The following is a 12050-nucleotide window of genomic DNA, read 5'->3' as shown; positions in this document are numbered from 1 at the left end:
CGACGCCTACCCGCCCCAGCTGCGGGGAGGTCAGGCATCGTCGTCGGCTGCGTCGTCCACGTCGGCGTGGGTAACACTCCGTACTGTGGCGGCGGGAAAGCCCCGACGCAAGAGAAATTGCGCCCTTTTGGCCTTTTCGGCGGGGTCCGGCGCCCCAGCTGCGCCGTATCGGCGGCGCAGCTGGGCAGCCGCGCTGGCGACCCAGTCCACCTCGGCGGCGTCCAGCACGGCCCGGATACGGGCGTCGGACAGCCCGTGGCTCTTCAGTTCGACCCGCAGCCGCATGGGACCATAGCCCTGGGCGACCCGGCTGCGCACCAGCATCTCGGCGAAGCGGTCGTCGTCCTGATAGTGCTGCTCACCGAGGCGGTCCAGCGCCGCGCCGGCCTCCTCGCCCTCGTAGCCCCCCTGCTTGAGCTTGAGCCGCAGTTCACGCCGGGAGTGCTCGCGGCGCGCCAGCAAGCCCAGCGCCTTGTTGTAGGCACTGGGCTTGGGCTTCTTGCCATCCTCGCTATCGGAGCGGCGCTTCATGGGAGCCTCGAAAGCCGGCCTGGGCGCGTCATTCCCGCCACAGCGGGAGTTCAGCGCCGTTGAAGTCGCTGGATCCCTGCTCGCGCAGGGACGACGAGCGAACTGTGGCCTGCCTCATGGGCCATCGCACAGCCGCCGGCTCGGGATCAGATCTCTTCCATCGCCTCTTCGGACACCGGGGTGCCCTTGCCGCTGCCGGTGGTGAGCAGGCGCGCACGCAGCTCGGCGTCGACTTCGTTGGCGATGGCCGGATTGTCGCGCAGGAACTGGCGCACGTTCTCCTTGCCCTGGCCGATGCGGTCGCCCTTGTAGCTGTACCAGGCGCCGGACTTGTCGATCAGGTTCTGCGCCACGCCCAGCTCGATGATCTCGCCCTCGCGCGAGGAACCCTCGCCGTAGAGGATCTCGAACTCGGCCTGGCGGAACGGCGGGGCCACCTTGTTCTTGACCACCTTGACGCGGGTTTCCGAACCGATGACTTCCTCGCCCTTCTTCACCGCGCCGATGCGACGGATGTCCAGGCGCACCGAGGCGTAGAACTTAAGCGCGTTGCCGCCGGTGGTGGTTTCCGGGCTGCCGAACATCACGCCGATCTTCATGCGGATCTGGTTGATGAAGATCACCAGGCAGTTGGACTTCTTGATGTTGGCGGTGAGCTTGCGCAGCGCCTGGCTCATCAGGCGGGCGTGCAGGCCGACGTGGGAGTCGCCCATTTCACCTTCGATTTCGGCCTTGGGCGTGAGCGCGGCGACCGAGTCGACCACCACCACGTCCACCGCGCCCGAGCGCACCAGCATGTCGGCGATTTCCAGCGCCTGTTCGCCGGTGTCGGGCTGGGACACCAGCAAGTCGTCCACGTTGACGCCCAGCTTGGCGGCGTAGGTCGGGTCCAGGGCGTGCTCGGCGTCGACGAAGGCCGCCGTGCCGCCGTTCTTCTGGCAGTTGGCGATGACCTGCAGGGTCAGCGTGGTCTTGCCCGAGGATTCCGGACCGTAGATTTCAACGATGCGGCCGCGCGGCAGGCCGCCGACGCCCAGCGCGATGTCCAGGCCCAGCGAACCGGTGGAGACCGTCTCGATGGCGTCGTCGGTGCGGTCGCCCAGGCGCATGACCGCGCCCTTGCCGAATTGTTTCTCGATCTGGCCGAGGGCGGAGGTGAGCGCACGGCGCTTGTTGTCATCCATCGTCTTGAATCCCGGAGTGGCAGTGAATGAAAGGCATCATGCCCGCGGTTTGTCTCACGGGCTGCGATCTCAGAACGTCCAGTATCCCACACCCGTCAAGCCGTCCCGGCAGGATCTGGCGCCTCAGTCGGTCAGGGTCTGGAGCACGCCCCTGAGCGCGGCCGCCACGGTCTGGCGCCGCACCGCCTCGCGGTCACCGTCGAAATGGAACAGCTGGGCGCGGGCATAGCCGCCACGCCGCTTCCAGCCCACCCAGACCGTGCCCACCGGCTTGTCCGGCGTACCGCCACTGGGCCCGGCAATGCCGGTGACGGCCACCGCCACGCCCGCGCCGAAGCGCGCCAGCGCGCCCGACACCATCTCCAGCGCGGTTTCCTCGCTGACCGCGCCCGTGCGCTGCAGGGTCGCGGGGTTGACCCCGAGCAGCGCCTCCTTGGCCTCGTAACTGTAGGTGACCACGCCAGCGTCAAACCAGCCTGAACTCCCCGGCAGGTCGGTCAGGGTCTTGGCGATCCAGCCCCCGGAACACGACTCGGCCGTGACCATCATCATGCGCTGCTGCTGCACGCTCTGGGCTACCTGCTCGGCGAGCACGCGCAGCTCGGCATCGGTGGGGACGGACACGGACATGGGGACTCCTGGGGACGGGGGCCGGTGGGGACGACCGTTCTACCCGCTCGTTCGCCCCACGCCAAGCCCGTGCGGAAGCGCGACCCGCCCCGCACGGCCTGGCCGGGATTACTGCGCGGTGTAGCCGCCGTCCACCAGCAACGACGAGCCGGTGACGAAGGATGCGTCGTCACTGGCCAGGAACAGCACGGCACGACCGACTTCCTCGGCCCGGCCCAGCCGCCCCATCGGGTGCAGCTTGACCAGCTCGGCCTTGGCCTCGGGCGGCAGCTCCTTGAGCAGCGGCGTGTCGATATAGCCCGGACACACCGCGTTGACGCGGATGCCCCTGGGCGCATAGTCGATCGCCAGGGTTTGCGTCAGCAGCTTCACGCCACCCTTGGCGGCGGCATACGCGGTGACACCGGCCTTGCCCACGTGGCTGTGGATCGAGCCGCAATTGACGATGACGCCACCGCCCTGCTTGAGCATCTGCTCGATCACGTATTTGTCGCACAGGTAGACGCCGCTCAGGTTGATCGCGATGGTGCGATCCCAGGCCTTCTCGCCCAGTTGGTCCACCGGGCCATCGTTGGCGATGCCCGCGTTGGCGAACAACACGTCGATCCGGCCAAACGCTGCCACCGTCTGCTGGACCATGCGCTGCACATCCGCGGCATCGGTCACATCGGTCTTGATGAAGAGCGCGCGCGTGCCGCCCTGCGACAACGCGTCGGCCACGGCCTGCCCGTGCTCGGAAAAATCAGCGATGACCACGTGCGCGCCTTCGGCCGCAAACAGTCGTGCGCTCGCTTCGCCGATGCCGCTGGCGCCGCCGGTGACGATCACCGCCTTGTCCTTGAAACGCATGTGGCTTCTCCTCTGGAATGGACTATCGGCCCGCAAGGGCCCTGCAGAGGTATACCGGCAGGGTGCGCGTGCATCGCGTGAAACCTGCACGCGCGGCCGCGTGGCACATCGCCACGGTGCCACTGCAACCCGCATCGAACGGAAACGCGCCGTAGCGACGACGCGCCAGCCGACCCTCGCGGCACCGGACGTCGCGAGACGTCCGGTGCATGCGTCATGCGCCCCAGATGGCCTGGGCGTAGCGAAGGAAATTCAGGCCGAGGATCTTCTCGATCCGTCCGCTGGAATAGCCCTTCTGCGCCAGCAGCTGCTCCAGCTTGCGGAACTGGTCAGGGCCGCGCAGGTCGACCACGAACGGATAGGTATCCGGACGTTCGCCGGCCGCGCTGATACCCGCGGCCTGGCGCTCGGCGATCTCTTTGGCCAGCGCCGCCTGGTAGGCCTTGAGGTCGTCGATCTGGGTCACCGAGCCGTCGGTGCCGATGCCCACGTGGTCCTCGCCGCACACCTTGACGGCATGGTCGATGTGCGCGACCACGTCTTCGGCATGGGCATGTCCGGAGACATTGAGGAAGGGCATGAAGTAGATGCCGATGAAGCCGCCCCGCTCCGCCACGGCCTTGAGCTCGGCGTCGGTCTTGTTGCGCGGCAGGTTGGTCACGGCGCGACAGCCGGTGTGGTTGATCGAGATCGGCGCGGTGGAAACGCGCGCGGCTTCCAGGCAGGTCTGCTCGCCGCTGTGCGAGAGGTCGACCATCACGTGACGCGCGTTGAGCCTGGCCACCACCTCGCGACCAAACGGCGTCAGCCCACGATTCTCCGGCGCCATCGAGCCATCGCCGAGCTGGTTCGCCGGGTTGTAGGTGAGCTGGAACACACGCACGCCCAGGTCGGCGAAGATGTCGACGCGCTTGGCGTCCTGGCCCATCATCGCGCCATTCTGGAAGCCGTAGATCAGGCCGACCTTCTTCTCGGCCTTGGCGCGATGGATGTCCGCGACGGTCAGCACCTTGAGCAGGTCCTGCTCGTGCTGGCGCACCAGTGCATCGGTGGCGGCGATGTCACGCACGCTGGCCTCGAACGGGTCGTCCGGCCCGGACACGTAGCCCAGCGTGATGTTGACCGCGGTCAGGCCCGACGCATGCGCCTCGGCCAGCACGCGCGGGGTGATTTCCGGCACCAGGCTGTCCGACTGGCGATTGGGATCATCGAGTCCACCCAAGGCGTTGATGATGATCCCGCTGTCCACCACGCCCGCCTCCGCCGGGGTCGCGCCCCGAGCCTGTACTTCCCACGGCAGCATCGATGCCGCCGCTGCCCATGCCGCCCCCGTCAGGAACGTCCGCCGATCAATCGTCGTCATCCGAACCCATCTCGTCGTTGGTCACCGGTCGATAATCGGCACGCGGATACACGTGCCCCCGCTTCACCGTCATGCGGATGCTGCGCAGGTTGCCCAGATCCTTGAGCGGATCGGCCGACAGCACCGCGAAATTGGCGAGTTTGCCGGCCTCGATGCTACCCATGTCCTTGGCCTGCCCGGCCGCTTCCGCGCCAACCAGGGTGGCGGAACGAATCACCTGCAGCGGCGGCATGCCCACGTCGTGGTTGAGGAAATTGATTTCCTGGTAGACCGTGGGCCACGGGTCGTCGACGCCGCTGTCGTTGTCGGTGCCGGTGGATATCGGCACACCCGCCTTCCAGGCCTGGCGCACCAGGCGGATGGTGGTGGGACCAGTGCAGCGCAGCGGCTTGCGGTCGGGATGGGTCTTGCGCTCGGCGTCGTAGCGCACGAACAGGCTGCCGGTGGCATCCAGGATGGTGCCGTGCTTGAGCATGTCCCTGTACAGGCCGGCCATCACCGGGTCATCACCCTTCGGCGCCAGCAGCTCATCGTGGAACGGCGTGTGGTCCTCATAGGACTGCAGCATCACCGGCTCGAGTTGATAGGCCAGGTAGCAGGCATGGCTCACCACGTCCACGCCGGCATCGATCACGTCCAGCGGACGGGTCGGGAACACCGCGCTGTGCGCCCACACCAGGATGTGCTGCCGATGCGCCTCGGCAGTAATCGCCTTCACCAGGTTGGGTGGCAGGTCCGCGTAGACCTTGAGCGCGGTGGCCGACGTACCACGAGCCAGGGTGACGGCTTCGCGCAGGTCAGTGTCGTCATCGATGGACTGCATCCATGGGCTCTTGCCCGGCGTCACGCCAAAGCTGGCCGCCGCCACGCGGGGATCCGCGAAGAAGCTGGGGCCCGCCATCACCGCGGCGTAGTAGATATCCGGCGCGGGAATCTCCCCGGCACGCGCCTCACGCGCCAGCTCGCCCACCGAACGCAGGTCATCGGCCATGTCGCGCACCGCGGTCACGCCACCATAGAGGTTGCGACGCAGGATGGCCTGGGCGCGCCTGGCATTGGGCGGCGTGGCCATGTGGACATGGCTGTCGATCAGGCCAGGGATCACGTAATCCCCCTTCAGGTCGACCGTGTGCACGTCCTTGCCCGCCGCGGCGGCCAGCGAGCCATGCCGCCCCACGGCGACGATGCGTTCGCCGCGCACCAGGATGTCCTGATGGGCTCGCGGTTTCGCACCGGTGCCATCGATCACGGTGGCATCCGTGTAAAGCGTGGAGGTATCGCCTGCCGATGGCTTGCCGGGATCGCTGTCCGTCGCGAACGTGAGGGGAGCGGCCAGTGCAAGGACCAGCACCAGCAAGGATGGGGCGGATCGGTAGGGTCGGTACATGGCGAACGATCCTACAGGCCGGATTTTTCACCTGACAAGGGCAGCAACGCCACGCCCCTCTCCATGGATGGCCGCCGCAAAATCATGCCTGTCCACGGAACCCGGGCCAACGCGGCAACATCGCCCATTGGCCGGGGCCTGGTGGTCGTTGCCGGTACTTCGCCGGGATACATGCCGGCGCAATTGGGTTATCTTTGCGGACATTTTTTCGACGGGCAGCCCCTGCCCCACCGCCACGGCCGGCGCTCCCGCCGGGCCCGACAGAACAGCACGTTATGGCCTCCCAGGAATTCGAAAGCCACACCCCACTCATGCGCCAGTACCTGGCCGCCAAGGCCGAGCACCCGGACGTGCTGCTGTTCTTCCGCATGGGCGACTTCTACGAGCTGTTCTACGACGACGCACGCAAGGCGGCGCGGCTGCTCGACATCACCCTGACCCAGCGTGGCCAGTCGGCCGGCCAGCCGATCCCGATGGCCGGCGTGCCTTATCACGCGGTGGAGAACTACCTGGCCAAGCTGGTCCGGCTGGGCGAGTCGGTGGCGATCTGCGAGCAGATCGGCGATCCGGCGCTGGCCAAGGGACCGGTGGAACGCAAGGTGGTGCGCATCGTCACGCCGGGCACGGTGACCGACGCTGCCCTGCTGGAAGAGCGCCGCGACAACCTGCTGATGGCCATCAGCGCCGGTGCCCATGGCGCCTACGGCCTGGCCTGGGTGGATCTGGCCAGTGGCCGCTTCCTGCTCAGCGAAGTACCCAGCGCCGAAGCGCTGGCCTCGGAGCTGGCGCGCCTGCAACCGGCCGAAACCCTGGTTGGCGAGGATGTGGCCTGGCCGAAGTTCGTCAGCACCCTGCCCGGCCTGCGCAAGCGGCCGCCGTGGCACTTCGACGGCGACGCAGCGCGACGCGAGCTCAATCGCTTCTTCGGTACGCGCGACCTCGGCGGTTTCGGCGTGGACCGCATGCCGCTCGCCATCGCCGCAGCCGGCTGCCTGCTCGGCTACGTGGAAGAAACCCAGAAGAGCGCGCTGCCGCACCTGTCGGGCATGGCGGTGGAAAGCGCCGGCGAGACGATCGCACTGGACGCCGCCACGCGCCGCAACCTGGAACTGGACACCCACCCCAGCGGCCGCACCGAGCACACCCTGCTGGGCGTGCTGGACGAATCGGTGACGCCGATGGGCGCGCGCCTGCTGCGCCGCTGGCTCAATCGCCCACTGCGCTCGCGCGAGCTGCTGCGCAGCCGCCACCAGGCGATCGGCACCTTGATCGACAACCGCCAGTACGAGGCGCTGCGCGACCAGTTGCGCGGCATCGGCGATCTGGAACGCATCCTCGCGCGCGTGGCGTTGCGTTCCGCGCGCCCACGTGATTTGTCCACCCTGCGCGACGGCCTGGCCGCTGCGCCCGAGCTGCGCGGATTGATCGCGATGCTGGACAGCCCGCTGCTGCATGCCCTGGTCGCGCGCATCGGCAACCACGCCGAGACGGCCGCCCTGCTCGTCCGTGCGGTGGTGCCGCAGCCACCGGTGCTGCAGCGCGACGGCGGCGTCATCGCCGACGGCTACGACGCCGAGCTGGATGAACTGCGCCGCCTCGCCACCCACGCCGACCAGTACCTGGTGGAGCTGGAGGAACGCGAAAAGGCCGCCAGCGGCATCCCGACCCTCAAGGTCGGCTACAACCGCGTCCACGGCTACTACATCGAGATCAGCAAGGGCCAGGCCGACAAGGCGCCCACGCATTACACGCGCCGCCAGACCACCAAGAACGCCGAACGCTACATCACCGAAGAACTGAAGACCTTCGAGGACAAGGTGCTGTCGGCCAAGGAGCGCTCGCTGATGCGCGAGCGCGCCCTGTACGAGGCGCTGCTCGACACCTTGATCGCGCAGTTGGAGCCGCTGAAGAGCGCGGCCTCGGCGATGGCCGAACTCGACGTGCTGTCGACCCTGGCCGAACGCGCATCCGCGCTCGACTGGAGCGCGCCCGAACTCACCGACGATCCGGGCATCGCCATCGAGCGCGGCCGCCACCCGGTGGTGGAGAAGGTGCGCGACGAACCGTTCGAACCGAACGATCTGGCGCTGGACGACAGTCGCCGCATGCTGGTGATCACCGGCCCGAACATGGGTGGTAAGTCCACCTACATGCGCCAGAACGCACTGATCGTGCTGCTCGCGCATATCGGCAGCTACGTGCCGGCCTCGCGCGCGGTGATCGGCACGATCGACCGCATCTTCACCCGCATCGGCGCAGGCGACGACCTCTCGCGCGGCCAGTCCACCTTCATGGTGGAAATGAGCGAAACGGCCAACATCCTGCACAACGCCACCGAACACAGCCTGGTGCTGATGGACGAAGTGGGCCGCGGCACCAGCACCTACGATGGCCTGGCGCTGGCGCGCGCGGCCGCGGTGCACCTGGCCGCCAGCAGCCGCTCCTACACGCTGTTTGCCACGCACTATTTCGAATTGACCGAACTGGCCAACGAATATCCGAGCATCGCCAACGTGCACCTGGACGCGGTGGAGTACGGCGAGCAACTGGTGTTCATGCACGCCGTGAAGGAAGGCCCTGCCAACCGCAGCTTCGGCCTGCAGGTGGCCGCGCTGGCCGGCCTGCCCAGGTCGGTGATCGCCGATGCCCGCCGCACGCTGGCCGAGCTGGAGCGCGGCATGTACCAGCAGGCCTCGGCCGCTACTGGCAAGGCACCGGCGCAGGAATCACCCCAGCTGGGCCTGTTCGCCACGGCACCGTCGGCGGTGGAGCGTGTGCTGGAAGGCATCGACCCGGACGCGCTCTCGCCACGCGAGGCGCTGGAAGCGCTGTACCGGCGGAAGGCGCTGGGCTGATTGCGTTCGGTTTCAGCCGCCCCGCTCCGACCGCCGGCACCGTCCCCCCAGGGGTAAGAATTGCTCCCATCCAGGTCCGCCCAGCTAGCCCCTCTCCCTGCGGCGCCTCGAAGGTAGTCCCTGTGGGAGAGAGGGGTTGGGGTGAGGGTTCGGGGCTTGCGCAACCCTGAACTGCGCCGCCTCTTTCACCACAGCACGCCTCAATGCGGATACTCGGAGCGTCGCGCTTTGCCGATCGCGTCCAGCACCGACCGGGGCAAGTGGTCGAGGTCGAGCACCACCTTGCCTGAGTGGACGGCGCGCACGCCCTTGGCCGGTATCACGAAATCCCCGGCGTTCTCGATGTAGACCAGCAACGCATTCTCTTCGGGCAACAGACGGCGCACCGACCCGATGCCGTCCTCGCCATCGGCCACGAACACCAGGGCGCCTTCCTCGATCGAATCGGCCACGGCCTTTCTCCACGCGTCGTTGATGCGGTGGATCGTCATCAAGCTTCCGTCTGGTCCGCGTGAAGCGGGCAGCCGCGGTTTAACGGGACATCATCGCGGCCATCACGCACCCATCACCTCGTTCGAGGCCAAGCTTCGCGACCTCCCCGGGCGTTGCGCATATTCATAGCCGGCACCTATGAAATGCATCAATAAAAACGAATTCCGTGAATGCCCTGGGCTGCGTACAGTCCTAGGGAAGCCAGCCATCGCCAGCCAAGCATCGTCAGCCAGGAGCACCGGATGAGCGCACCGCGCCAAGCCTGCCACCGCTTCCGACACGCGCAGGCCCGACACACGGGATCGCCGCAAATGCGTGCTGTCGTGGCTGTTGGACTACGCAGCAACTACCCATTGGGCCTATCGCCCGATGCCCCCCACATAGACCCTTTTCTCGGTGCTCGGCTCCCACGCGGACCGAGTCGTTGAATACACGCGGCCAAAGGTAGAGAACACATGTCAACCGAAGCGAAGTGCCCGTTTCATCACACCGCGGGCGGTGGTACGACCAACCGCGACTGGTGGCCGAACCAGCTCAATCTGAAGCTCCTGGCGCAGCATTCCTCCAAGTCCGACCCCATGGGCGAGGCGTTCGACTACGCCAAGGAGTTCAAGACCCTCGACCTGGCCGCGGTCAAGAAAGACCTGCACGCACTGATGACCGATTCGCAGCCCTGGTGGCCGGCGGACTTCGGCCACTACGGTCCGCTTTTCATCCGCATGTCCTGGCACGCCGCCGGCACCTATCGCATCGGCGACGGACGCGGTGGCGCCGGCACCGGCCAGCAGCGCTTTGCGCCGCTCAACAGCTGGCCCGATAACGTCAGCCTCGACAAGGCGCGCCGTCTGCTGTGGCCAATCAAGCAGAAATATGGCCGCAAGCTCTCCTGGGCCGATCTGCTGGTGCTTACCGGCAACGTCGCGCTGGAATCCATGGGCCTGAAGACCTTCGGCTTCGGCGGCGGGCGCCCGGACGTGTGGGAGCCCGATGATGACGTCTACTGGGGCACCGAGAAGACCTGGCTGGGCGGCGACATCCGCTATGGCAAGGGTCCAGGCGGCTACACGGAAGCGGTACTGGTTGCCGAGAAGGAGTTGCACGGCAGCGAGAAGAGCCGCACCGACGCCGGGCGCAACCTGGAAAACCCGCTGGCCGCGGTGCAGATGGGCCTGATCTACGTGAATCCGGAAGGCCCGGACGGCCACCCCGACCCCGAAGCGGCGGCGCACGACATCCGCGACACCTTCGGCCGCATGGCCATGAACGACTATGAGACCGTCGCGCTGATTGCCGGTGGCCACACCTTCGGCAAGACCCATGGCGCCGGTCCGGCCACCCATGTGGGCCCCGAACCCGAGGCCGCCCCGCTGGAGCAGATGGGACTGGGCTGGAAGAGCAGCTTCGGCACCGGTGCCGGCGGCGACGCCATCACCAGCGGCCTGGAAGTCACCTGGAGCCAGACCCCGACCCAGTGGAGCAACTACTTCCTGGAAAACCTGTTCGGCTACGAATGGGAGCTGACCAAGAGCCCGGCCGGCGCGCACCAGTGGAAGCCGAAGAACGGCGCCGGCGCAGATGCCATTCCCGATGCGCACGACCCCAAGAAGCGTCGCGTGCCGACCATGCTCACCACCGACCTGTCGCTGCGCGTGGATCCGGCCTACGAGAAGATCTCGCGGCACTTCCTCGCGCATCCGGAAGAGCTGGCCGATGCGTTTGCGCGTGCGTGGTTCAAGCTGACCCACCGCGACATGGGCCCGCGCGCCCGCTATCTGGGCCCGGAGGTTCCGGCCGAGGAGCTGATCTGGCAGGACCCGCTGCCTGCGGTCAATCACCCGCTGGTCGATGACAAGGACGTGGCCGCGCTCAAGGGCAAGGTGCTGGCCTCCGGCCTGTCCGTGCCCGAGCTGGTCTACACCGCCTGGTCGTCCGCATCCACCTTCCGTGGCTCGGACAAGCGTGGCGGCGCCAACGGCGCGCGCATTCGCCTCGCCCCGCAGAAAGACTGGAAGGTCAACCAGCCGGAGCAACTGGCCAAGGTGCTCAAGACGCTGGAAGGCATCCAGCAGGACTTCAACAAGGCGCAGTCCGGCGGCAAGAAGATCTCACTGGCCGACCTGATCGTGCTGGCCGGTGGCGCGGCCATCGAACAGGCAGCGAAGAACGCCGGCCACAGCGTCACGGTGCCGTTCTCGCCGGGTCGTGCCGATGCATCACAGGAACAGACCGAAGTGGAGTCGTTCGCCGTGATGGAGCCCGTGGCGGATGGCTTCCGTAACTACCTCAAGGGCAAGTACAGCGTGTCGGCGGAGGCGCTGCTGGTAGACAAGGCGCAGTTGCTGACGTTGACCGCACCGGAGATGACCGTGCTGATCGGTGGCCTGCGCGTGCTCGATGCCAACTACGGCCACACGCCCTACGGCGTCTTCACCAAGCGGCCTGGCTCGCTGACCAACGACTTCTTCGTGAACCTGCTGGACATGGGTACGGAGTGGAAGGCGCAGTCCCCGGCCAACGAACTGTACGAAGGCCGCGATCGCAAGACCGGCGAGGTGCGCTGGACCGGCACGCGCGTCGACCTGGTGTTCGGTGCCAATGCGCAGCTGCGTGCCCTGGCCGAGGTCTACGGTGCTGCCGATGGACAGGAGAAGTTCGTGCGTGACTTCGTTGCCACCTGGCACAAGGTCATGAACCTCGATCGCTTCGACCTGGCCTGATCCCCGTCGCCAAGCGGCAGTACCGCAAAAACCAAGGGCGGC

The 12050-nt window shown here is 67.2% G+C and carries 9 protein-coding genes; 2 read left to right on the top strand and 7 right to left on the bottom strand.

Going from position 1 to position 12050, the window contains the following annotated elements; genetic code table 11:
* Nucleotides 1-30: 30 nt before the first annotated feature.
* From DVU99_RS06650 to DVU99_RS06625, 6 genes are all read right to left on the bottom strand, one after another.
* Nucleotides 31-531: a regulatory protein RecX gene (locus DVU99_RS06650; protein ID WP_114239405.1), complete on the bottom strand. Its 501-nt coding sequence runs from the start codon at nt 529-531 to the stop codon at nt 31-33.
* A 146-nt stretch (nt 532-677) separates the two neighbouring features.
* Nucleotides 678-1715 carry a recombinase RecA gene (gene recA, locus DVU99_RS06645; RefSeq protein ID WP_114239404.1) on the bottom strand — a complete coding sequence of 346 codons (1038 nt, stop codon included), beginning with the start codon at nt 1713-1715 and terminating at the stop codon, nt 678-680.
* Between the two features lie 123 nt (nt 1716-1838).
* Nucleotides 1839-2345 (bottom strand): CinA family protein, encoded by a 507-nt coding sequence (locus DVU99_RS06640; protein ID WP_114239403.1) that lies wholly within the window; start codon nt 2343-2345, stop codon nt 1839-1841.
* Between the two features lie 108 nt (nt 2346-2453).
* Complete coding sequence (locus tag DVU99_RS06635; protein ID WP_114239402.1) at nt 2454-3194, bottom strand: SDR family NAD(P)-dependent oxidoreductase; 741 nt, start codon at nt 3192-3194, stop codon at nt 2454-2456.
* 214 nt (nt 3195-3408) lie between these two features.
* Nucleotides 3409-4557 carry a dipeptidase gene (locus DVU99_RS06630; RefSeq protein ID WP_114239401.1) on the bottom strand — a complete coding sequence of 383 codons (1149 nt, stop codon included), beginning with the start codon at nt 4555-4557 and terminating at the stop codon, nt 3409-3411.
* Nucleotides 4544-5944, bottom strand: coding sequence for an amidohydrolase family protein (locus DVU99_RS06625; RefSeq protein WP_114239400.1), 1401 nt, complete (start codon nt 5942-5944; stop codon nt 4544-4546). Before DVU99_RS06625 ends, DVU99_RS06630 begins: the two co-directional genes overlap by 14 nt.
* 275 nt (nt 5945-6219) lie before the next feature.
* On the opposite strand from DVU99_RS06625, the gene mutS reads away from it, so the two are divergent.
* On the top strand, nt 6220-8799 hold the full coding sequence (gene mutS / locus DVU99_RS06620) for a DNA mismatch repair protein MutS (protein ID WP_232823486.1): 2580 nt from the start codon (nt 6220-6222) through the stop codon (nt 8797-8799).
* A gap of 200 nt (nt 8800-8999) precedes the next feature.
* On the opposite strand, the gene DVU99_RS06615 is transcribed toward mutS, so the two are convergent.
* A complete protein-coding gene (locus DVU99_RS06615; protein WP_232823485.1) occupies nt 9000-9290 on the bottom strand; it encodes a hypothetical protein in 291 nt (96 codons plus the stop codon).
* 456 nt (nt 9291-9746) lie between these two features.
* Between DVU99_RS06615 and katG the strand changes: the two genes are divergently transcribed.
* Nucleotides 9747-12008, top strand: a complete 2262-nt coding sequence (katG, locus tag DVU99_RS06610; protein WP_114239399.1) for a catalase/peroxidase HPI — start codon at nt 9747-9749, stop codon at nt 12006-12008.
* Nucleotides 12009-12050 lie beyond the last annotated feature (42 nt).

Source organism: Dyella sp. C9 (assembly GCF_003332825.1).
GTDB lineage: Bacteria > Pseudomonadota > Gammaproteobacteria > Xanthomonadales > Rhodanobacteraceae > Dyella.
This window is presented reverse-complemented; position numbering and strand designations above follow the sequence as displayed.